This window comes from Psychrobacter sp. NPDC078929, from assembly GCF_050267985.1.
GTDB lineage: Bacteria > Pseudomonadota > Gammaproteobacteria > Pseudomonadales > Moraxellaceae > Psychrobacter.
Genome location: NZ_JBNNFX010000001.1, coordinates 261,999 through 284,225, shown reverse-complemented (window position 1 = coordinate 284,225; position 22,227 = coordinate 261,999). Strand labels below are relative to the sequence as shown.

General features: G+C 42.4%; 18 protein-coding genes and 1 tRNA gene. 12 read left to right on the top strand and 7 right to left on the bottom strand.

Going from position 1 to position 22,227, the window contains the following annotated elements; translation table 11 throughout:
• Positions 1 to 115: 115 nt before the first annotated feature.
• From ACQKCG_RS01240 to ACQKCG_RS01200, 9 genes are all read left to right on the top strand, one after another.
• Positions 116 to 1,750 carry a CTP synthase gene (locus ACQKCG_RS01240; protein WP_134292216.1) on the top strand — a complete coding sequence of 545 codons (1,635 nt, stop codon included), beginning with the start codon at positions 116 to 118 and terminating at the stop codon, positions 1,748 to 1,750.
• A gap of 202 nt (positions 1,751 to 1,952) precedes the next feature.
• On the top strand, positions 1,953 to 2,828 hold the full coding sequence (gene kdsA / locus ACQKCG_RS01235) for a 3-deoxy-8-phosphooctulonate synthase (RefSeq protein WP_101206300.1): 876 nt from the start codon (positions 1,953 to 1,955) through the stop codon (positions 2,826 to 2,828).
• 27 nt (positions 2,829 to 2,855) lie between these two features.
• Entirely contained in the window at positions 2,856 to 3,113 is a 258-nt protein-coding gene (locus ACQKCG_RS01230) for a heavy-metal-associated domain-containing protein (RefSeq protein ID WP_101206301.1), read from the top strand.
• 269 nt (positions 3,114 to 3,382) lie between these two features.
• Positions 3,383 to 3,607 (top strand): heavy-metal-associated domain-containing protein, encoded by a 225-nt coding sequence (locus ACQKCG_RS01225; protein ID WP_057761178.1) that lies wholly within the window; start codon positions 3,383 to 3,385, stop codon positions 3,605 to 3,607.
• Between the two features lie 236 nt (positions 3,608 to 3,843).
• On the top strand, positions 3,844 to 6,201 hold the full coding sequence (locus ACQKCG_RS01220) for a heavy metal translocating P-type ATPase (protein WP_101206302.1): 2,358 nt from the start codon (positions 3,844 to 3,846) through the stop codon (positions 6,199 to 6,201).
• Between the two features lie 326 nt (positions 6,202 to 6,527).
• Positions 6,528 to 7,844 (top strand): phosphopyruvate hydratase, encoded by a 1,317-nt coding sequence (gene eno, locus ACQKCG_RS01215; RefSeq protein ID WP_057761174.1) that lies wholly within the window; start codon positions 6,528 to 6,530, stop codon positions 7,842 to 7,844.
• Positions 7,845 to 7,994: 150 nt separating this feature from the next.
• The gene (locus ACQKCG_RS01210) at positions 7,995 to 8,303 is read left to right on the top strand and encodes an FtsB family cell division protein (RefSeq protein ID WP_057761172.1); all 309 of its coding nucleotides are present in this window, start codon (positions 7,995 to 7,997) and stop codon (positions 8,301 to 8,303) included.
• Positions 8,304 to 8,470: 167 nt separating this feature from the next.
• A complete protein-coding gene (ispD, locus tag ACQKCG_RS01205; protein WP_227522984.1) occupies positions 8,471 to 9,199 on the top strand; it encodes a 2-C-methyl-D-erythritol 4-phosphate cytidylyltransferase in 729 nt (242 codons plus the stop codon).
• 431 nt (positions 9,200 to 9,630) lie between these two features.
• Positions 9,631 to 10,239, top strand: a complete 609-nt coding sequence (locus ACQKCG_RS01200) for a BLUF domain-containing protein (RefSeq protein WP_101206304.1) — start codon at positions 9,631 to 9,633, stop codon at positions 10,237 to 10,239.
• A 226-nt stretch (positions 10,240 to 10,465) separates the two neighbouring features.
• Here the strand turns inward: ACQKCG_RS01200 and ACQKCG_RS01195 are convergent.
• The 4 genes from ACQKCG_RS01195 to pyrC all read right to left on the bottom strand — a co-directional run bounded on the left by ACQKCG_RS01195 (position 10,466) and on the right by pyrC (position 13,094).
• Positions 10,466 to 10,541, bottom strand: a tRNA-Glu gene (locus ACQKCG_RS01195).
• Positions 10,542 to 10,593: 52 nt separating this feature from the next.
• Positions 10,594 to 10,791 (bottom strand): hypothetical protein, encoded by a 198-nt coding sequence (locus tag ACQKCG_RS01190; protein WP_134292217.1) that lies wholly within the window; start codon positions 10,789 to 10,791, stop codon positions 10,594 to 10,596.
• A gap of 281 nt (positions 10,792 to 11,072) precedes the next feature.
• A complete protein-coding gene (gene rnt / locus ACQKCG_RS01185; protein WP_102078582.1) occupies positions 11,073 to 11,732 on the bottom strand; it encodes a ribonuclease T in 660 nt (219 codons plus the stop codon).
• A 291-nt stretch (positions 11,733 to 12,023) separates the two neighbouring features.
• Complete coding sequence (pyrC, locus tag ACQKCG_RS01180) at positions 12,024 to 13,094, bottom strand: dihydroorotase (RefSeq protein WP_101206305.1); 1,071 nt, start codon at positions 13,092 to 13,094, stop codon at positions 12,024 to 12,026.
• Positions 13,095 to 13,429: 335 nt separating this feature from the next.
• On the opposite strand from pyrC, the gene ACQKCG_RS01175 reads away from it, so the two are divergent.
• Positions 13,430 to 14,668 (top strand): argininosuccinate synthase, encoded by a 1,239-nt coding sequence (locus tag ACQKCG_RS01175; protein ID WP_057761167.1) that lies wholly within the window; start codon positions 13,430 to 13,432, stop codon positions 14,666 to 14,668.
• Positions 14,669 to 14,813: 145 nt separating this feature from the next.
• Here ACQKCG_RS01175 and ACQKCG_RS01170 read toward each other — a convergent pair whose 3' ends face one another.
• The gene (locus ACQKCG_RS01170; protein ID WP_101206306.1) at positions 14,814 to 16,082 is read right to left on the bottom strand and encodes a hypothetical protein; all 1,269 of its coding nucleotides are present in this window, start codon (positions 16,080 to 16,082) and stop codon (positions 14,814 to 14,816) included.
• Between the two features lie 140 nt (positions 16,083 to 16,222).
• Between ACQKCG_RS01170 and ACQKCG_RS01165 the strand changes: the two genes are divergently transcribed.
• Entirely contained in the window at positions 16,223 to 16,738 is a 516-nt protein-coding gene (locus ACQKCG_RS01165; protein WP_101206307.1) for a L,D-transpeptidase, read from the top strand.
• Positions 16,739 to 16,885: 147 nt separating this feature from the next.
• On the opposite strand, the gene ACQKCG_RS01160 is transcribed toward ACQKCG_RS01165, so the two are convergent.
• The gene (locus ACQKCG_RS01160; RefSeq protein ID WP_101206308.1) at positions 16,886 to 18,490 is read right to left on the bottom strand and encodes a CYTH and CHAD domain-containing protein; all 1,605 of its coding nucleotides are present in this window, start codon (positions 18,488 to 18,490) and stop codon (positions 16,886 to 16,888) included.
• Positions 18,491 to 18,643: 153 nt separating this feature from the next.
• Positions 18,644 to 20,230 carry an isocitrate lyase gene (locus tag ACQKCG_RS01155; RefSeq protein WP_101206309.1) on the bottom strand — a complete coding sequence of 529 codons (1,587 nt, stop codon included), beginning with the start codon at positions 20,228 to 20,230 and terminating at the stop codon, positions 18,644 to 18,646.
• 698 nt (positions 20,231 to 20,928) lie between these two features.
• On the opposite strand from ACQKCG_RS01155, the gene ACQKCG_RS01150 reads away from it, so the two are divergent.
• Complete coding sequence (locus ACQKCG_RS01150; RefSeq protein WP_057761159.1) at positions 20,929 to 21,918, top strand: LysR family transcriptional regulator; 990 nt, start codon at positions 20,929 to 20,931, stop codon at positions 21,916 to 21,918.
• Positions 21,919 to 22,227: the final 309 nt, after the last annotated feature.

The following is a 22,227-nucleotide window of genomic DNA, read 5'->3' as shown; positions in this document are numbered from 1 at the left end:
ACTTATGACAATTAAGCGTTAAAAACTGAGTGTTTTAAAGAGTTTGCGCTTTTGCCCTATATTTTGTGGCGTATTTTTAGTAAAATCCTTCTTTACCAATTACCGACAGAGTACTATGACCAAGTTTATATTTGTGACCGGTGGGGTAGTGTCCTCACTAGGAAAAGGTATTACCGCAGCCTCTCTTGCCGCAGTCCTTGAAGCACGTGGCGTGAGCGTGACGATGACCAAAATGGATCCGTATATCAACGTCGATCCAGGTACGATGAGTCCGTTTCAGCATGGTGAGGTGTTCGTCACCGAAGATGGCGCAGAGACAGATTTGGATTTGGGCTATTATGAGCGCTTCTTGCGTCACTCAAAGATGAGTAAAAGTAATAACTTCACCAGTGGCCGTATTTATCAAAATGTTTTAAATAAAGAACGTCGCGGTGAATACCTTGGCGGTACGGTACAGGTGATTCCGCATATCACTGATGAAATCAAAAGTAAAATTCTTGCCAGTGGCGAAGGCTATGATATCGCCATTATCGAGATTGGCGGTACGGTCGGTGATATCGAGTCACTTCCTTTTATGGAAGCGGTACGCCAAATGCAAGTAGAGCTTGGACGCAATCGCGCTATGCTCATGCATCTAACGCTGGTGCCTTATATCGCTAGTGCAGGTGAAACCAAAACCAAACCTACCCAGCATTCGGTAAAAGAGTTACGTTCTATCGGTCTGCAGCCAGATATCTTGATCTGCCGCTCTGACCACCATATCTCGCAAGACAACCGCCGCAAGATTGCGCTGTTTACCAATGTCGAAGAGCGCGCAGTCATCATGTGTGAAGATGCCCAAAGCATCTATCAAATCCCGCGCACCCTACATGAGCAAGATCTTGACGATCTCATCTGTGAGCGTTTTGGTCTTGACGTCCCTGAAGCGGATTTGAGCGATTGGGACAAAGTGGTCGAAGCCCAGCTCAACCCTCAAGCGGTAGTGACGGTTGCGATGGTCGGCAAATATGTCGAGTTACCAGACGCTTATAAGTCGATCAACGAAGCGTTGCTACATGCCGGTATCGTGCATCAGTCAGATGTCAAAATTGACTATATCGATGCTGAGCTACTAGAGACGGACGATGAGCTGTATGCGCGTCTAAACGACGCCGATGCGATTTTGGTCCCAGGTGGTTTTGGTGAGCGCGGTACCACTGGTAAAATGAGAGCCATCACTTATGCTCGTGAAAACAACGTTCCATATTTAGGCATTTGCCTTGGTATGCAGTTGGCGGTGATTGAATATGCCCGTAATGTGCTGCATATCGATGCCAATTCCTCTGAGTTCCATCGTACCGCGGCCGAGCCTATCATCGGTTTGATTACCGAGTGGTTGGATGAGCGCGGCGAATTGCAGATTCGTAGCGATGATTCAGACCTCGGTGGCACCATGCGTTTAGGCGCGCAGCAAGCGGAACTGGTGGCTGGTAGTAAGCTTGCGCAAATCTATGGTTCAACCAATATCACTGAGCGTCATCGTCATCGTTATGAGATGAATAATCGCTATATCGAGCCATTAGAGCAAGCAGGTATGACGATATCAGGCTATTCTGCCAAGCAGCATTTGGTTGAGTCGGTTGAGATTCCTAACCATCCTTGGTTTATCGCCGTACAGTTCCATCCTGAATTTACCAGCTCGCCACGCGGTGGTCATCCATTGTTTAATAGTTTTGTAAAAGCGGCGAAGAACCATAGCGAAGCAAAATAACTCTCAGAATGTAATGTATATTGAAAGCGTTTATTATAAAAAAGACTGATCTTCGGATTGGTCTTTTTTTTGGCTAATAGTTATTAACAAGTCAATATCCTCATTAATAATCTCTAATTACGCTTGCATACTTTTTTTAATCAGGCTATCGGTTACAATATGGGATAGAGATATTAATAACAAAATAAGAGGTAATGGCTTCATGGAAAACCTATTGACCGCACAATCACATATCACGCTCAACACTCCTAACAACGATACGATTAATATTGGTAACGACCAGCCTTTTGTATTGTTCGGTGGTATGAATGTTTTAGAGTCTAAAGAATTGGCATTTGAGATTGCTGAGCAGTATGTTGATATTTGCAAGCGCTTGGGTATCGGCTATGTTTTTAAAGCGAGCTTTGATAAAGCCAATCGTTCAAGTCTGCATTCGTATCGTGGGCCCGGTTTAGAGCAGGGTATCGATTGGCTAGGTCAGATCAAAGAAAAATTCCAAGTACCGATTATCACTGATGTGCATGAACCACATCAAGCAGCACCCGTCGCTGAAGTGGCCAATATTATTCAGCTACCTGCATTTTTGTCGCGTCAGACAGATCTAGTGCATGCGATGGCAAAAACAGATGCCATTATTAATATCAAAAAGGCGCAGTTTTTGGCCCCTCACGAGATGCGTCATATCGTCAATAAGTGCTTAGAGGGCGGTAATGATAAATTGATACTTTGTGAGCGTGGTAGTGCCTTTGGCTATAATAATCTGGTCGTGGATATGCTTGGTTTTGATACCATGAAGCAGATGGATATACCGGTATTCTTTGACGTGACGCATAGCTTACAACAGCCAGGTGCACGTAGTGATAGTGCTGGTGGACGTCGTGAGCAGATTACAACGCTTGCCCGTGCAGGTATGGCCACAGGGTTGGCAGGGTTGTTTTTAGAAGCGCATCCAAACCCAGAAACTGCAAAATGTGATGGTCCATGTGCGCTGCGTATGAGTCAACTAGAGCCGTTCTTACGTCAGCTTAAGCAAATTGATGATTTGGTCAAAGGTTTTGAAGTATTGGATACTCATTGATACGGTACGCGATAAGAGGGCTATACAATGGCAATTCAAATGGCACAAGTAAGCATCGAAAATATCGATGATGTAGAAGGCTTAAATAGCATAATGACTGCGCTTAAGAACATCTCAGGCGTGACGGCTATCAATTTGGATCCTAAGCATAATGTCGCAACGGTAAGCTATGATGATACAGATACTAGTATCCATGCCTTAACAGCAGCGATTAGTATGGTGGACTATGTGACTCAGCCATTTCCGATTGATTCACCGCAGAACCCGCACCATAACGATTTATAATCACAAATAACTATTGTTATAAACTTGTCGATGCGCTCTTTTACGTTATTTGTTAATAAGTTACTGTTTCGTTAATAGCATCTCGTTAATAGCATCTCGTTAATAAAGCAACAACCAAACGGTCTTGTTGTCGAGGATAATAGGGCTTATGCTTATTTAATGTAGCTTTGATAGTTGCTCTTACTTTGATAACTTAAAAAATATCAAAGTAAGTATTAACAGAATCACTATTAGAGTTACTCATTACTGATAAAAATAAGGAGCCCAATATGGCAGATCAAACACGTATTATTAAAATTGACGGTATGACTTGTGGCGGATGCGTAGCAAGCGTACATACGGCAACAGCCGATATTGATGGATTAGAGACTATTACTGTTGACCTCGCTGATAACCTAGCGACGATAACCTTTGATGATAGCAAAACCAGTGCAGAGGCTATTGCTTCAGCTATTGATGATGCCGGATTTGAGGCGACAGTTGCTAACTCATAAATCTCATCACTTATTTACAAAACCAGCTAACATGTTATTACAAGCATGATAGCTGGTTTTTTAATGATTAACGATTATGAGCATTCAGTCTCAATACTTTGATACATTGCTACTTTGTCTAAAATACTCATACTGAATACGATATAACCTAATTGCTTTATTTGAATTTTTTGCCTACCCACTGATATTTTATCGTGGTTCCTACAAATTTATAGGCACCATGACGAGTTTTATTTATGAACGATACCACCCGTACTACCAAAGATGAGTCTTATGATGTCGAAACTGATGTTGAGTCCAACACGTCACTGACACCGCAACGCGCGCATTTGCAATTGGCGATTGACGGCATGACTTGTCAGGCCTGCGCCTCAAGAATCGAGAAGGTGCTTAACAAAAAGCCTTCGGTGTACGAGGTAAGTGTAAGTTTTGCTGGCGAGACTGCCAATGTTGATTATGATCCGACCCAAACGACGCCCGAACAGGTGACGGAGTGGGTGAATAAAACAGGCTTTGTGGCTAATGTGCAGGCAGCCGATAGCCTATTTGCTCAGACTGACGAAGATACCGCCACTCAATACCCATGGCGTTTGATCGGATTATGGGTTTGTTTGGTGCCATTTTTAGTGGGTATGGCAGGTATGTTGACGGGTTTTGGCATGGCGTGGATGCCGCCAGTCTGGGTTCAATTTATTTTAGCGACTGTAGTACAGTTTGGTTTAGCGTTACCATTTTATAAGAGCGCATGGGCATCTATAAAGGGCGGCCTTGCCAATATGGATGTGTTGGTAGTCATTGGTACAGTGACGATATGGGCGTATTCGACTTATCTTTGGCTCACGCATGGCGATGGTACTTTAAACAGTCTATTGCAAAGTGGGCATTTGGGCGAACACTGTGCGAGTAATAGCCCAGCCGTATATTTTGAAGCAGGGGTGATGGTCATTGCCTTTGTACGTACAGGTAAATATCTTGAGGAACGTACCAAGAAGCACAGCCTAAACAGTATTGATTTATTATTGTCATTGACACCTGATGAAGTAGAGCAGCAGCAGCCAAATGGTGAATTTCATAATATTGCGTTATCTGATGTACAAGTAGGTGACGTCCTACGTGCAAAACAAGGCAGCCGTGTCGCTACAGATGGTACCGTCATAGAAGGCAGCGGCTGGTGCGTGGAGAGTCATTTAACTGGCGAGTCGGTAGCTCTCAAAAAAGAACAAGGCGATGGATTGCTGGCAGGTGCTTTGGTAGAGAATGGCAGTCTGCTATACCGTGTCAGTGCGAAGGGCGGTGATACTAAGCTGGGTGATATGGTGCAAGCATTGAGTGATGCACAAGGTTCAAAAGCCAATCTAGCGCGTCTCGCGGATCGAGTAACGGCTATTTTTGTCCCTGTAGTGGTAACGATTGCGTTGGTTACCTTTGGAGTCACATGGTGGCTGACAGGTATGGTTGATACTGCACTAATGCACGCCGTATCGGTATTGGTCATTGCTTGTCCTTGTGCGCTTGGCTTGGCCACGCCAGCGGCGATCATGGCTGGTATGGGTGTGGCGGCGCGTCATGGTGTATGGTTTAAAGATGCGCAAAGTCTCGAGGCGGCAGGTAATATTGATACGGTGGTACTTGATAAAACAGGCACGCTGACCATTGGTAAGCCGACTATCGTTGATCAGGTCATGGTGGATAAGTCACTGGCCGTTGACGATGTGTTGCAGATTGCTGCCAGTGTCGAGGCGCACGCCAGTCATCCATTAGCAACAGCTCTGATCAATACGGCTAAAGACCGTCAACTATCTCTATTTAATGTGACTGACATCAGTGTGATAAAAGGCGCTGGTATACAAGCAAATATCGAAGGTCTTGGGCTGATAAAAGTAGGTACGGCAGAGTTTGCGAACTTGACGTTGCCAAGATTCATGCCAAAAGTATGGCAAATTGCCAGTACCGTTGCGATTAGTATCAATGATGAGCCACTAGGTGCGTTTGCACTAGCCGATGACTTAAAAGCAGATACGTCGCAAGCAATCGCTGCACTACAAGATGCGGGTATCAATGTCATTTTGATGAGTGGTGATAAGCAGTCCGTCGTCGATCATGTAGCAGGGCAGTTGGGTATTGATAAGGCTTATGGCAAGATGAGCCCACGTGACAAGGCCAGCCAAATTGCACTATTGCAAACTGCTGGTCATAAGGTAGCGATGGCAGGAGACGGTGTCAACGATGCGCCAGCGATGGCTACTGCCGATGCCAGTTTTGCGATGTTTGAGGGGACTGATGTCGCGCAGCATAGTGCCTCTGCACGTCTCATGGGCGAGTCGCTCATGCATATCGATGCGGCACAAAAAATCGCTCAAGCAACGCTACGCAATATTAAACAAAATCTATTTTTTGCCTTCATTTATAACTGTCTTGGTATTCCGCTTGCGGCATTTGGGTTTTTAAATCCGATGATTGCAGCCGCTGCTATGGCGCTTAGCTCCATCTCAGTACTCATGAATGCACTACGATTGACACGGTTTAAGACAGAGATTGAGTTAGATAATACGGTATCCACCTCTCATACGGATAATAAGCGCATAGCGAAATAGTAGCTATCATATTTGCTTAGGTATTCTACAAATATAAAAGAGGCAACCACCGCATATATGTATCTCTAAGATTGTTTTTATGACGGCAAGTCGGTGTAAGATAAGGGAAGTTTGGTAAAATATATGCTATGATGCCAAGCACTATAGCCGACTATTAATCTGCTTGATACACCTCTAATTGCTGGGTAACTATAGCCACAAGATGGAAAGGTATGAAGGGTTTTTAGGATTACGCGCTATATGATATTTTGCTTTATCTTTTTTGTATGCTAGCTGCCGTTATTTATCTCACAAACTTGGCATGACCAAAGGAATTAACAGACATTATGTACGCTGAAGAAACCAACAACGTCACCGCAATTAAAGACATTCGCGCTCGTGAAATTTTAGACTCGCGCGGCAATCCAACTATCGAAGCTGATGTTATCTTAGCTGACGGTACTGTCGGCCGTGCTGCTGCTCCAAGTGGCGCATCAACAGGCTCACGTGAAGCGCTTGAGCTACGTGATGGCGACAAAACCCGCTTTATGGGTAAAGGCGTCAAAAAAGCCGTTTCTAATGTCAACAGTCAAATCCGCAGCGCCTTGATTGACAAAGATGTGACTGAGCAACAGGCCATTGATGATGCCATGATTGCATTAGATGGTACAGAAAACAAAGAAAGCTTGGGCGCCAATGCCATGCTAGCTGTGTCACTTGCTACAGCCAAAGCGGCAGCCAAGTCACAGAATCTGCCATTACATCAATACATTGCCAATCTACGTAACCAAACGTCGTTGACCATGCCTGTGCCGATGATGAACATCTTGAACGGTGGTGAGCACGCGGACAACACGGTTGATATCCAAGAGTTTATGATTGAGCCTGTGGGCTTCACTAGCTTCTCAGAAGCGCTACGTGCTGGTACAGAAATTTTCCATAGCTTAAAGTCTGTGTTGAAATCACAAGGTCTAAACACTGCCGTTGGTGATGAAGGTGGTTTTGCACCGAACCTACGTAGCAACGAAGAAGCTATCACGGTTATCATGCAGGCGATTGAGCAAGTTGGCTATAAAGCTGGTGAAGATATTCATCTTGCGCTAGATTGTGCGGCTAGTGAGTTTTACAAAAATGGTCAATACGTTTTGGCAGGCGAAGGTAATAAAGCCTTTGATAGCCAAGGGTTTTCAGACTACCTAGTTGGGCTGGCACGTCAGTATCCTATTATCTCTATCGAAGATGGTCTTGATGAGTCGGATTGGGATGGCTGGAAGTATTTGACCGAGCAGATTGGCGATAAAGTCCAATTGGTTGGTGATGATTTGTTTGTGACCAATCCTGCGATCTTGCAAGAAGGTATTGATAAGCACATTGCCAATGCAATTTTGATTAAATTTAATCAAATTGGCACCTTGTCAGAAACGCTAGATGCGATTTATATGGCTAAGAAAAATGGCTATGCAACCATCATTTCACATCGTTCAGGTGAAACTGAAGACAGCACCATTGCAGATTTGGCAGTTGGTACAGCGGCAGGCCAGATCAAAACTGGCTCACTATGTCGTTCAGACCGAGTAGCGAAGTACAACCAATTGCTACGTATCGAGCAGCAAGTACGTGCAAGCTATCGTGGCCGTGAAGAGTTTATCGGTCTACGTGGCTAAAAATCTGACTGGCTTTTTAGCGTAATATACGTTGAAAAGCCTAGACTCATTAGCTGAAGTCAATATTTGGGCGATATATAATCATTTGTATATCGCCTAATCAGCTTAAATTTTACTATCCTCTTTTATACCGTTTGGCGTTATCACCTTATGAAATATTTTAGCCAATTTATACTACTTGCTTTAGCCGTTGCAGTGCTTTTAGGATTGCAATATCAGTATTGGTTGGGTGAAAATGGCCGTTTTGAACACAACAAGTTGACAGCTCAAATCGAAGAGCAACAACGTTTGAATGACAATCAAGTTGCGGCAAATAATCTATTACGCACCGATGTTCAAGATTTGAAAACGGGGCTTGAGGCCGTAGAAGAGCATGCTCGCTTAGATTTAGGTTTAATCAAACCGAATGAGACTTTTGTCCAAGTATCCACCGCACCAACCACGCACAGCAACTATTAGCTTTATAAATACACTAACTTTCACGGATATACTAACTTTTACGACATGAATTAATTTTCATGATGCAGCATCATAGTGTTGTTATCTGACACCATTCATCATACTTAACATCTGATTTATTCCTCTCTACATATACTGTCATGGGCTCAAACCATGAGTACACTACTATGAATACAACCCCTAATATACATGCCATGATCGTCGCAGCTGGTCGCGGCAGCCGTTTTGGTGCATCTATCGCCAAGCAATATACAATGCTAGAAGGTCAGACGCTGTTGCAGCATAGCGTGGCACGACTTGCTTATAGCGATTACATTGATAAGTGTCTATTGGTCATATCAGCCGATGACAGCACGGCTCAACAATTAAAGTTTGCACTTCCTGTACGATATGCAGTCGGCGGAGCAGAGCGTTGGCAGTCAGTACAGTCGGGCGTTGAGGCAATTAGTCAGACAGGTGCTGATGATTCAGATTTGGTGCTTATTCACGATGCAGCACGTCCCGCTGTACCGAATGTAGATATCGATCAAGTGATTGAAGCAGCGATGCTGGAGCCTTACGGCGCTATTCTAGCGACACCAGTGGCCGATACGTTAAAAGCTTCCTATCAGCAAGTTACCTCCGCAGAAGAGAGTCGTCCACATTCTTATACCAAAACTACCATTGATCGTAGCAACATGTGGCAAGCACAAACCCCGCAAGTTTTTCGCTTAGGTCAATTGAAAAAAGTCCTAAAACATGTGTTTGAGCACCAGCTCAGCATCACAGATGAGGCCAGTGCTTTTGAACAACTAGATTTACCAATCCGCTTAGTCTCTGGTAGTCGCCAGAATATAAAACTGACCTATCCTGATGATGCGGTACTGTTAACAGCGATTATGGCGCTTCAGTCTTAGTTTCAACTCTGCTTCCGCTAACGAGCATCAGTTTTACTCCTTTTATACTTAATGGTGGCCATGATAAGAATTATGGCTTCAGTAGCCACTATATCCTCGTTAGACTTTTCTGTACTATTCTTAAAAATTAATGAATCCAAAAATAATCTATTACTAAAGCCTATACCCAGAATATATATAATCTACTTTGGAATATAATATGGTTATTACATATGTTTTTTGTGTCTGAGCGGGCCTATGTCCAGTAATAGGTTGCTTTAATGACCAAACTAACCTATGATGTAACTAACTTAATACAATTAATATAAAAACTTATAAAATCAATAATATATCAGACCGATTCATTACACTTAGTTATGTTGTCTCTATATTTTTTCTGAAGTTAGTATGATTGTTTTAGCGACATTTACCTGATAATAGGGAGAAGCTGATTGTCAACAATCAACGATTCAACAAATCCAGTAACGCCAGATCTCTGCCAGCTTGTATATATAAGCCGGATTACCTCTACTGGTCTTTCAAGTCCTAGTACGCTTAATGATATCTCAGAGACCGCGGTTGAACGCAATCAAATAGATAATGTCACGGGTATTCTTTGCTATGGCAATGGCTACTTTTTACAGTGTGTCGAAGGCTCAGAGCAGGCACTAACCAATCTAAAAAATCGTTTGTTGGTAGATGATCGACATAAAGAATTAAAGATTTTAGATTTTTCTGAAATTACCAAACGCCGTTTTGCCAGTTGGTCATTACGTTCGATTACCCTTGAGCGTTGGATGACTAAAGAGCCTGAGCTTAAAAAGTTAATGCCATTCAAGCCGTATGAGTGGGATTCTAATGAGTGGCAGAAGTTCTTGGACATATTGCAGGGCTACTATGAAGAGCAAACGAGAACAGGTAACGTTGATACGCCTCCTGTCAAATATAGTACGCTAGGGGTCACTTTAAGTAAGGTTGTAGGGCAGCATCAAGCGTTCTTTTTAATCCAGACGATATTGGGATTGATGATAGTTGCTACGTTGCTATGGTTACTGCTGTAATCGATAGATATGAATAAAGTACCCATTGAGCCAAGCTATATTTATAATTAATAAGACAACCAAATAAAAAAGGCCAGCATTCAATTGATGCTGGCTTTTTTATTTAAAAAAATAAGTTGGCTCTTAAGGAGAGACATAAAAAAACCCAGTTCATAATAAATTATGAACTGGGTTTTGGTGGTACGCTTGTTAGTCTAATCTAATGCTAACAAGTGACGCCAAATAGTGGCGTCCCCAGGGGGATTCGAACCCCCGTTACCGCCGTGAAAGGGCGGTGTCCTAGGCCTCTAGACGATGGGGACTAGTAACAACACTTCAACTGCTTTCACCATTTATGCTGAAGTGGTGCGTATTTTAATAGCGTCGGCGCTTCCTGTCAAGCCTTTTTCTACGTCTTTTTAAAATTAAATATCTTTTTTTAATTGCGCGACGTGGATGCAGGTCATTTCGCTTTAAATGATAGCGAATCCATAAAGAAGTACAGGCGCTAATCGTCAATGCGAGCAGCATATAGCCGAGAATGGTGCCCCATAACTTGAGCTGTGGATCCATAATAAAGTCCCTCCTATTAATCTTGATAGTGCTTGCTATCAAGACAGTGTGAGCAACTTAAACCATCTATAGGATATAACTACATCGCTTAAGAGTGATATTTTATCATCAGACCGTTATTCATATCGAATAAAACAACTACGTTTTTCATCACGAAAATAGTTCCGTCTATTTATTATGATATCAATCATATCCCTATTGATTGCCAAATCAAGATGTCAAAGTCATCAAGTATTACAAATAGCACTATTATGTATGATTGGCAATATAGGATATGTGACTTATTGACTGTCGTTATCAGTTGACTCTTCTTTCGCGTCTTCATTATGCAGCGCATTGGCCAACATGGGATAGTTATTCAGTATATGACAGAATAGTTCAGCAGTCTTTTGAGTGTCATACAGAGCTGAGTGAGCATTCTTACCATCAAACTCTAACCCTGCTGCTTTACAAGCGCGTGCTAGGACGGTTTGACCAAAAGCTAATGCTGATAAGGTGACGGTATCGAATACTGAAAAGTTATGAAATGGATTGTGGTTTTTGCTATTGGTTCGTAGCACAGCTGCATTTAAGAAAGCCAAGTCAAAATGGGCATTGTGTCCAATTAAGACACATTGACGGCATTCTTCGTCACGGCGTACGTCTTTTAACCCTTTAAAGATTCGGCGCAATGCTGTTTTTTCATCTTCAGCAATAGCTTTGCGCATTGGGTTTTTAGGGTCAATACCGGTAAAGGCAAGCGCACTTGGCTCTAAGTTTGCGCCTTCAAAAGGCTCGATATGAGCGTTAAAAGCTTCACCTGGATAAAATACACCTTGTTCATTCACTAAGACGGGAATACAGGCAATTTCTAACAGTGCATCGGTCTGGGCATTGAAACCTGCTGTTTCCACGTCGACGACGACAGGCAAGAACTTGCGAAAGCGGTCTTTTAAGGCCATAGGCGCTTGCTCATCTGTCACTGAAGCTGCATCTTCAGTAGAAGTGCTTAGAGTAGCATCAAGACTGGCAGATTTAGGGTTTGATAAGTCTTCGTCAGGCAAGGTCGCTATGTTTTGATTGGTCATATAAAGTTAAATCACTTTTATCAGTCGTACTAATATATTGAATAAAAAATAAACATCCTATGATACTAACTGCACCTTTAGTACAAAGAAATCTACTACAAAGGTATCATTAATATCATAGGACAAAATAATAGGTCGTTTATTGAATGCTAAACTTTGCGGGCGTTAAGCCTTAATCGACCAAGGTAGCGTCTCACCTGCCATCAAGGGCGTCAATGATGCACCATCAAAATAAGGATAGTCAGTAGGTACTTGCATAGGCGTGTTGACAAGCGTGATAGTGCTTTCATTTAGAGGTAAGCCGTAGAACTGAGCACCAAAACGACTGGCAAAGCCCTCTAATTTGTCTATTTTTCCAACACTATCAAAGGCGGTCGCATACAAAGGCAGCGCCGTGGCTGCACTATAGCAACCGGCACAGCCACAAGCGGCTTCTTTTTTGTCTGTTGCATGTGGCGCAGAGTCAGTACCCAAGAAAAACTTTGGATTACCACTAGTGGCCACATCTAATAGCACTTTTTGGTGGCTCTCACGCTTTAAGATAGGTAGGCAATAAAAATGCGGTTTGATACCACCAACCAATAGATGATTGCGGTTAAACATCAAATGCTGCGGCGTAATAGTGGCAGCAACATGGTTACCTTGTGACAATACAAAATCTGCTGCATCGCTGGTAGTGATGTGCTCTACTACTATTTTCAACGTAGGGAATTTCACGATAATTTGTGCCAACACTTCATCTAAGAAACGCTTTTCGCGATCAAATATATCTATATGGTCTTGTGTCACTTCGCCATGTATCAGTAGTGGCAAGTTGTACTTTTCTAATGCTTCAAAGACATCGACGCAGGCATTGATGTTGGTGACGCCGTCTGCAGAGTTGGTAGTCGCTCCAGCAGGGTAGAGTTTGACAGCTTGTACGATACCTGACTGCGCTGCCAACTCGATATCTTGGGCAGTGGTGTTATCCGTTAAGTATAGAGTCATACGTGGATCAAAAGCTGACTTGCGCTCAAGACTTAAATCACTTGCTGCTAATTGCTCCATGATACGTGCGCGGTAAGCAATAGCATCCTGCGCATTTTTGACTGGAGGCACAAGGTTTGGCATACAGATGACACGGTTAAAGCTGCTTGCTGCATGAGGTACGGTCGTGCTCAAGGCGAGATCGTCACGCAAATGAATATGCCAGTCATCTGGCTGAAGGATGGTCAATTCTCTAATCGAATCAGTCATAGTGTCAAAGCGCTCTATATCGTCAAATAAAGGAAACAAAAGGGAGTGTTACTGTGGGTCTATCATAACAGATTTGCCCACTTGACTAAATATAAGGCTAGATATCTGTACATAATTCATCGGGCTAAGATTAATATCTTGTCGTTAAATGATGTTTAAATTCTAGTGGCAAAAATGAGGTTGACTAGAATTTAAGTCAAAAGCGCACGCCTTATGGCAGTTAGACTTTTGCCCATAGTAAATATGATGTACACTGAGCAGGTAATTATCGTTCGACTTGCTTTTGATTTGATCGTCGCCTTTTCTAAAACTATATTTCATAATGGGAGTTATTCATGGCTCAACTTGATCCAAAAAATATCAATAAAATTGTCTTGGCTTATTCAGGTGGTCTTGATACCTCAATCATCGCTAAATGGCTACAAGAAACTTATGATGCGGAAGTAATCACCTTTACCGCTGATATCGGTCAAGGCGAAGAAGTTGAGCCAGCACGAGCCAAAGCTCAAGCAATGGGTATCAAGCATATCCATATCGAAGATTTGCGCGAAGAGTTCGCTCGTGATTATGTATTTCCTATGTTCCGTGCTAACGCCATTTACGAAGGTGAGTACTTACTAGGTACGTCTATTGCTCGTCCATTGATTGCCAAGCGTTTGGTTGAGATTGCTAAAGAGCATAATGCCGATGCTATCAGCCATGGTGCGACTGGTAAAGGCAATGACCAAGTTCGTTTTGAGCTAGGTGCTGTCGCTTTGTCACCAGACGTAGTAACTATTGCTCCTTGGCGCGAGTGGGATCTATCAAGCCGCGAAAGCTTGATGAAATATGCTGAAGAGCATGATATCGCAATCGATTATGCGGGCAATAAGAAAAAATCTCCTTACTCAATGGATGCAAACTTACTGCATATCTCTTATGAAGGCGGTGTCCTAGAAGAACCATATACTGAAGCAGAAGATGATATGTGGCGCTGGTCTGTTAGCCCAGAAGAAGCACCTGATGAAGCACAGTATCTAGAACTAGAATACGAAAAAGGCGACATCGTTGCTATCGATGGTGAAGCACTTAAGCCTTATGAAGTCATGATTAAGTTGAACGAAATCGGCGGCAAACATGGTATCGGCCGTTTAGATATCGTTGAAAACCGTTACGTCGGCATGAAATCACGTGGTTGCTACGAGACGCCAGCGGGCACGATTATGCTAAAAGCGCATCGCGGTATCGAATCACTAACGCTTGATCGTGAAGCTGCCCATCTAAAAGATGAGCTAATGCCACGCTACGCAAAAATCATCTACAATGGCTATTGGTTCAGCCCTGAGCGTATGATGCTACAAGCATTGATTGACAAATCACAAGAATACGTCAACGGCACTGTACGTGTAAAACTGTATAAAGGTAGCGTGAGCGTCGTCGGCCGTAAATCTGACGATTCATTATTTGATGAAAAAATTGCCACTTTCGAAGATGATGCAGGCGCTTATGATCAAAAAGACGCAGAAGGCTTTATCCGTCTAAATGGCTTACGTCTAGCTATCGAAGCTAGCCGTGGTCGCGATTTATCTAAGTAAGTTTTTGGGCTACTGATAGCCAATTCATAACTTAGATCGCATAATAAAAAAGAGACTCTATGTTGATAGGGTCTCTTTTTTTATGGTTAGTAAATGATTGCTAAAACCATCACTTTTAGAATAGCTGTCTTAATAGTAAAGATTTTTACTCAGCTTTTTCTGTCTCTGTAACGTTAGATTCATCTTCATCTACCATGACGATGGCTACATCTTGCTGTTGACGCTCATCAATAGCATCTTGTTCTAATACTTCTTCAGTTGCCAGGATGGCTCCATCAGATTTTTGCGACTGGTATTTTAAAGTAGCGAGTGCACCAAGGACACCAACGACAAGTATGATGATAAGAATGACAGGATTTTTCCATAGCGGTGTGGAAGCCTCATATTCGATGGGCTTTTCACTAGTGGTGGTTGGTGTATTATCATTATTGCCGCCGATTAGTCCCAAACTTACTAAAGGCGGTTTAGGCGGATTGGCTGGTTCAGAGTTAACGCGCAGTCGATTTCGACTGAGATAGATATCTGAGATTTTGGCTAATTGAAGCAGCCAACGTTGATGTGGTAAGGCAACGGCATGCATCTCCGTAAATACTAGCATATCGTTGTGACGACCCTGCTGTAGATTGTCAGGTGAACGCCCAATGGCTTTTAGATAATTGCCTGTTGCCATTTGCATATCTTGCACAGGTTCATAGTTTTCAGGTTTGAATCCGGACAGTTCATACCAGTAAGGATCAAAAGAAGGTGGAATGCTTGATAACTGCTCAGCATTTAGTAACGTACGTTCCGCATTATTCTCTGAGTTGTTCTCTATCGCTTCAGCAGCTTCAGTAGTTGATTGGGGCAAGTCACTATTGCTTTCTGTCTCAGCAGATGAGGTATGCGCATGCTTTGGGCTAAATCGTGCCGCTGATAAAAACTGTGGTTGTAGTGCAAACCATTTATTGATCTCATCACTGTCTAGTTGACTGTATTCTGTCAGGATAGCCAATTCACGCAGCACAATCACGCATAAAGAGGTGAGTAGAGTTTGAGCCTGCTGCGTCGTTGCATCAATCTTCTCAGCGATATGTTCGCTTGCCTTTATGACACGGGCGTTATCACTAAATACAGCATCTGCTGCATCGTGACGATGGTAGAGTGTGGCGCTAATGGTTGCAAAGTTCATTGAGTTATACTGTCGTAACTCTTTGACAGCACTACGACCAAACAGCTTTTTGCTGACTGCTTGTCCCTGATGACGCTGCTGATAGGCGAGAAGCGCACTTACGATGGCTTGTAGACTGGCATCCATCCCTAAGCGAGCTTGCGGTAGAGAGAGCTGTGCCGCATCGGCCAAAAGTGACAGCATAGGCTGGGTATCATGATATAAAAAATCATACATCGACACACGTGTCGGTGAAATAGTCGTCATAATCTGCTAGCATCAAAAAGTGTGCCCCTATATTACGGTGCCAAATGTCTTGATACAATCCCTTGATAATAGAAATTTTCAATCATTTTGCTAATAACCTTGATAGTAATCTGATGAATGACTGATAGTCGGAAGCATTTATGACCAATAATAAGACGCTTGATAAACAACTCGTGATTAATATCGCTGAGCAAACATTGACGCTGTACCAGCAGCAGACTGAGGTTGCGAGATATGTAGTCTCCACTGCAAAGAATGGTATTGGTAGTCAGCAGGATAGTGGTTGCACGCCGCTTGGCAGGCATGTGATTGAACAGAAAATAGGTGGTAGTGAGCCTATGAATGCGGTATTTGTCGGGCGTGTACCGACAGGTGAGATATACGATACAAATCTTGGTGAGCTACATCCCAAGCGTGACTGGATATTGAGCCGTATTCTTTGGTTAAGCGGTCTTGAAGAAGGGTTAAACAAAGGTAGCAATAGCCAAGGTGGTTGCGATACTTATGAGCGCTATATCTATATTCACGGCACACCAGATACTGAACCAATGAGTATTCCGCTATCACATGGCTGTATCCGTATGCGTAATGAAGATATCGTAGAATTATTTGAGCAAGTAGAAGAGGGTATGCCCGTTACGATCGTTGCTAACTAGGTCGTTTTGCACATTTAGCCATGACGCTAACAGGAGCTATTTAAACACAATAAAAAAAGACAGTCTGTTATATAACAAACTGTCTTTTTTATGGAGTGGTTTTACTTTATGAAAGCAGTATTTGTCATAAAAACAATATTCCTACTTCTACCAAAACGTTGAGCTATCCGCAAATTTTGCTAAACATGCATCAATATGACTCTGGTCATCAGTCAGTATGGCCGTAAACCAACCTGCACCATATAAAGCATTAGCATCTGTTGTTGATTTCAATTCATAAAACTGCTGATATTGATTATCATCGTTCAGTTGTTCTAACGCTTTTTGCGCTTTTATTAGCCGTTTTAGCCAACGTTTGGTTTTCTTTTTAGCTTTTTTCTTGCTTAGTAAAGGTGTGGAAAATTCACTGATGTAACGCGAATCTTTTAATTGACTAAGCAGGTCGCTTTCAGGTTGGTCATTATCAGCAATGTCTGTGTTTACATCTAGATCTACGTCATTGCTCACAAGCTCGGTAACACTTACTTCATCACTTATTTCGTCAGCTTTTTTATTGGTCTTAAGGCATTTCTTATATTGTTTAGAGAGGACTTTAGTTAGCTTATCGCGGGCAAGCTGATCAGTCTGAGGTTCAATGCTTGGGTCGCTCATAGTAAAGGCAATCAGCTCTAACAGCGTTATCTGAAAGTCATTGGCTTGTAGCGTATTGATAGGTGTGATCTTGATATTTTCAATATCTGTCGTCCAGTCAACGGCAGGCGCGCCACATGCTTGTAGCTCAGGTTCGATCTGTGCGTTGATATAAGCAAGTTGATAGTAATCGCTAAGTAAGGTTGCAGTTTGCTTTAGTATCGGTAGCCATTCAGGGTTAATCTCATCAGAGAAGTCGGTAAATGCTTTCAACGCAGTACGCAAGCGATCAATACCAATCCGCAACTGTAGAATATGATCGTCATCTATGCTGCCAGCGACGATAGCACTGCTGTTTGGTAATATCTGCAATAAGCAATTGTGTACGACCGCACGTATAAAGGCAGGTGCGCTGCTGTCTTTGTCTATTTGCAATTGACTTAGGTTTGCGTTGACTGCTGGACTGTGATTTTGTCCGTTAATAAGTAAGCCGCCGTTTTCAGCTTTGGTAACGGTAGATAGACACAGCTTATAGCGTTTGCACCATGTTTTGGCAGTCGTAAATAGGAAATCTAAATCTCCTGACGCCAATTCAAATTCTATCTCTTGAATGGCTTTGCGTAGCGAGTCATCAGTACCATGAATAATCTCTCCATGATCGTAAGCCATTTCGATACAGTTATCGGTTTCATCCTCATTACTTTCTGTCAGCAACCGCGTAGTGCGCTCGACGTCAGTAACATAAAGTCGTGTCAGGTTTTTCGCCAACTTTTTGAGTTTAAAGTCAGCCAATGCTGCAGCGATTGGAGTGTCTTGATATATCGTTAAATCAGGCATCAACTCATTATTATCGAGCATCGTTTGTACTTGCTCATTATCGAGTGCGGCATTGTGCTCCAAGCGTGCCGCGATACCGTCACCACCAGCTTTAATGGTTTGAACCCATGTATCGCCTTCTTTGCGAATACGAAGACCGATACCTGCCTGTGCAAGCTGTTGGTCAGGCGTATCGTAATAATGTGCAGCCAGTTGCGTCACTTGTGAGGATTTAACGTGCGTTTGACGCATTAAACCCTTTAGCCGTGACTCTGGTACCAAAAACTTCAGCTCTATCTCTTGCATATTAGCTCCTAATAATTCTGACTGATGGCTCTGATCGATGGTCGTGATAAACCATTATTAGTCTACCATTCTCTGATTATTTAAACCGCAATAAAAAACCGCCCTACATGATGTAGGGCGGTTTTTTGATAAATACTGCTAGTCTGTCGGTTATTAGAACTGGTTCATCGTGTTCTTGCCGCCGCCAGCTTTCAGAGCGTTATCGCCTGAGAAGATTTCTTTGTGGTCATCGCCAAGGTCAGAACCAGCCATTGCTTGGTGCTTAACACAAGAGATACCTTCGCGGATTTCTTTACGCTGTACGCCAGCTGCATAAGCAAGCATGCCTTCTTCACCGAAGTAGCCTTTAGCAAGTTCATGAACGCTAAGAGCAGTCGTGTGGTAAGTCGGTAGCGTGATTAAGTGATGGAATACACCAGCTTCACGTGACGCATCACGTTGGAAGTTCTTAGCGGCTACGTCAGCTGCTGCATCAAGCTCAGTACCGTCATAATCAGCACTCATCAAGTCATCTTTATTGTATGCAGAGATGTCTTTGCCTTCTTCTTCCCACTGAGCGATAACTTGCTTACGGAAGTTAAGCGTCCAGTTGAATGATGGGCTGTTGTTATATACAAGCTTGGCCTTAGGCTGTTGCTCTTTGATACGGTCAACCATCATTTTGATGTGTTCTACGTCTGGAGTCGGTGTTTCGATCCATAGTAGGTCAGCGCCGTTTTCTAGAGCAGTTACACAGTCAAGTACAACACGGTCAATGTTAGTCTCTTCACGGAACTGATATAGACCGTTAGGTAGACGAACTGGGCGTACTAGTTTGCCGTTGTGCTTAAGTAGGCTGTCGTTTTCTTGAGCATTTTCTAGCGTTACTTCTTCCATTTCGATGAAATCGATGTATTTAGAAGCAAGATCGCCTGGCTCATTTGATACTGGGATTTTTTGCGTTAGTGATGCGCCTTCAGAATCAGTACGAGCAACGATAACGCCGTCTTCAACACCAAGCTCTAGGAATGCATAACGGATAGCGTTTAGCTTAGAGATGAAGTCTTCATGCGGTACAGTTACTTTACCAGCCTGGTGACCACATTGCTTAGCATCAGATACTTGGTTTTCAACCTGAATAGCACAAGCACCAGCTTCGATCATTTGCTTAGTCAATAGGTAAGTAGCTTCTTCATTACCAAAACCTGCATCGATATCAGCGATGATTGGCACAACATGTGAATCAAAGTTTTCAATTTTTTCTAGGATAGCAGAAGTATCTTGGCCAGCTTCTTCAGCAGCGTTTAGCTCACGGAAGTAGTCGTTCAATACTTTAGCATCTGCTTGACGTAAGAAGGTGTAGATTTCTTCGATTAGCTTAGGTACTGACGTTTTTTCATGCATAGATTGGTCAGGTAGTGGACCAAACTCAGAGCGTAGAGCAGCTACCATCCAACCTGAAAGGTAGATGTAAGTTTTAGAAGTCGTACCGAAATATTTTTTCTTAGCGTACATAGTTTGCTGTGCAACAAAACCATGCCATGCACCTAAAGACTGCGTGTACTGAGACGTATCATTGTCATAATCTTCCATGTCTTGACGCATGATTTTTGCAGTATATTTTGCGATATCCAAACCCGTTTTGAAACGGTTTTGTGACATCATACGTGCAGCATCAACTTCGCTAATGTTCTGCCAGTTGCCGTGCTTTTGCTTTAATTCACGTACTAAGTCGATCGCTGATTTATATGCAGTTGACATCTATAGTCTCCTTGGTGGGGTGTAAAAACAAATAAGTTAATTGTTAAAATAATGGGTATGTCGTTTTACTAAAATCCGCTTTACTAAAATCTTTGTACTAAAAAGTAATATTCAAAATTTGGTCTATCATTTATCTATTGAAGCTCTATTTACCCTAAACAAACCGCTAGGCTATTACAAGAAATTTGCTGAACTCAACAGTTGAAAATAATTGCTGGTTTATAAATATTTATCGATTCTCACTATATATCTAAAAGGTATCTGAATACTTAATAGCCAGTGATGTCATAATCGGTAGCAAGAGATGTTACAATAATGAGGTCGATTAACCGTATTTAACGACTGATAAAAACCATTAATATATTACTCAGCGACAATATTTAATCGGATAAAAACAGCTTATGAACCTAAAGTTCGTCCTCTATGCTGCAAATCCTTTATAGAACTCACTATAACCACCTTACCAAGATTTATCTAATTTATGATAGTTATCTTTGGTATTTCTGTATGATATAATGTTTATATAACAGGGTCTTACGATAGGTTGAATGAGTTATAATGTATATCTACCAGAAAAAACTAGAACGAAATTAGTAAAAAATAATGAAATTATGCTGTTATAGCGCACAAATCACCGTAGCAGCACTACAAATGCCAGCCTTAATATGGCGTTTATTCAAAAGCCAAGAGAACCAAATATGAATTTGCAGCGGGTTGATTTAAATTTATTAGTCCATCTAGATGTGTTGCTACGAGAAAAAAACGTTACTCGCGCAGCCGAGCAGCTTGGGATTACTCAGCCTGCTATGAGTAATATCTTGCGCCGTTTGCGTAAGCTGTTTAATGATCCATTATTGGTACGCTCGTCTGAGGGTATGACACCGACTGAACGCGCCCTTGAGCTACAGCCACGTATCCGCGAGATACTTGCTGACTTGACTCAAGTGTTGGAGCCGCGTACTGAATTCCGCCCTTATAGTACCTCTCGTGTGTTCCGTATCATGACATCGGATTATGCCGAAGCGACCCTAGTACCTAAGCTAGTAAAAGCACTACGTTCTGAAGCACCTAATGTGATTTTGGACTTTTTGACTCCATCAGACGTCTCTTATCGAGATATGGAGCAGGGACGAGTTGATTTGGCGATTAACCGTTTTAATGAGATACCACAAAGCTTTCATCAGGTTCTGGTATGGCGTGATACTTTTAGTTGCCTATTATCTTCTGACAGTCCTTATGCCAATCGTTTTAATCTGAAAAACTACCTTAAAGCACAGCACGTATGGGTATCTAAAACCGGTATGGGTGTGGGTTTTGGGGTTAATCCAGAGAAATCTGGTGGACTAGGATCTATCGATCAGGCCCTACAGCGCCTTGGGCAAAAACGTCAAATCAGTGTCTTTACTCGACACTATCAAATGCCTGCTATGCTTGCAGCAAATAAAGATTTGATAGCGACTTTGCCCACGCGTGTGGCAAGAATGCAGGCAAATAACGACAGCATTATGATGGAAGATCCGCCGTTTTTTATTCCTGAGTTTGAGCTTACGATGGCATGGTCTCCTTTGTTGCAGCATCACCCAGCCCATCGCTGGTTACGTCAGTTAATTATGCATGTGGCACGACAAGTCGTTGCTGAAGAAGAAAATCCACCACAAGAGATACCGGTTATTAATCATTTGTTTTGATTGGTTTGTGTGAGTTAAATCTATCTTTTATTAGAGCAGAATATTTTTGATTATCTGAATTTTAATAAAAATATTTTTCTTTAGCTCCCACTATATATAGTTATTAGACCAGCCACTAGGCTGGTTTTTTGTGTTATAGCGTTTAAGAGTTAGTATATGATATTTAGTTATACTTAATAAGTTAGTCACACTATTAACATCTTCAACACACTTCACAATATATTGTAAAACTCTTCATCAAATAGCTTGTTAACATAACGGCAGATAGAAAACGAGCTACCAATAGATTGTGCTATCGACGTAAATTTA

Excerpts from the sequence above, each read along its gene's own strand:
- ACQKCG_RS01240 (WP_134292216.1), top strand. The coding sequence starts at position 116 with ATGACCAAGTTTATATTTGTGACCGGTGGGGTAGTGTCCTCACTAGGA.
- kdsA (WP_101206300.1), top strand. The coding sequence starts at position 1,953 with ATGGAAAACCTATTGACCGCACAATCACATATCACGCTCAACACTCCT.
- ACQKCG_RS01230 (WP_101206301.1), top strand. The coding sequence starts at position 2,856 with ATGGCAATTCAAATGGCACAAGTAAGCATCGAAAATATCGATGATGTA.
- ACQKCG_RS01225 (WP_057761178.1), top strand. The coding sequence starts at position 3,383 with ATGGCAGATCAAACACGTATTATTAAAATTGACGGTATGACTTGTGGC.
- ACQKCG_RS01220 (WP_101206302.1), top strand. The coding sequence starts at position 3,844 with ATGAACGATACCACCCGTACTACCAAAGATGAGTCTTATGATGTCGAA.
- eno (WP_057761174.1), top strand. The coding sequence starts at position 6,528 with ATGTACGCTGAAGAAACCAACAACGTCACCGCAATTAAAGACATTCGC.
- ACQKCG_RS01210 (WP_057761172.1), top strand. The coding sequence starts at position 7,995 with ATGAAATATTTTAGCCAATTTATACTACTTGCTTTAGCCGTTGCAGTG.
- ispD (WP_227522984.1), top strand. The coding sequence starts at position 8,471 with ATGAATACAACCCCTAATATACATGCCATGATCGTCGCAGCTGGTCGC.
- ACQKCG_RS01190 (WP_134292217.1), bottom strand. The coding sequence starts at position 10,791 with ATGGATCCACAGCTCAAGTTATGGGGCACCATTCTCGGCTATATGCTG.
- rnt (WP_102078582.1), bottom strand. The coding sequence starts at position 11,732 with ATGGCCTTAAAAGACCGCTTTCGCAAGTTCTTGCCTGTCGTCGTCGAC.
- pyrC (WP_101206305.1), bottom strand. The coding sequence starts at position 13,094 with ATGACTGATTCGATTAGAGAATTGACCATCCTTCAGCCAGATGACTGG.
- ACQKCG_RS01175 (WP_057761167.1), top strand. The coding sequence starts at position 13,430 with ATGGCTCAACTTGATCCAAAAAATATCAATAAAATTGTCTTGGCTTAT.
- ACQKCG_RS01170 (WP_101206306.1), bottom strand. The coding sequence starts at position 16,082 with ATGACGACTATTTCACCGACACGTGTGTCGATGTATGATTTTTTATAT.
- ACQKCG_RS01165 (WP_101206307.1), top strand. The coding sequence starts at position 16,223 with ATGACCAATAATAAGACGCTTGATAAACAACTCGTGATTAATATCGCT.
- ACQKCG_RS01160 (WP_101206308.1), bottom strand. The coding sequence starts at position 18,490 with ATGCAAGAGATAGAGCTGAAGTTTTTGGTACCAGAGTCACGGCTAAAG.
- ACQKCG_RS01155 (WP_101206309.1), bottom strand. The coding sequence starts at position 20,230 with ATGTCAACTGCATATAAATCAGCGATCGACTTAGTACGTGAATTAAAG.
- ACQKCG_RS01150 (WP_057761159.1), top strand. The coding sequence starts at position 20,929 with ATGAATTTGCAGCGGGTTGATTTAAATTTATTAGTCCATCTAGATGTG.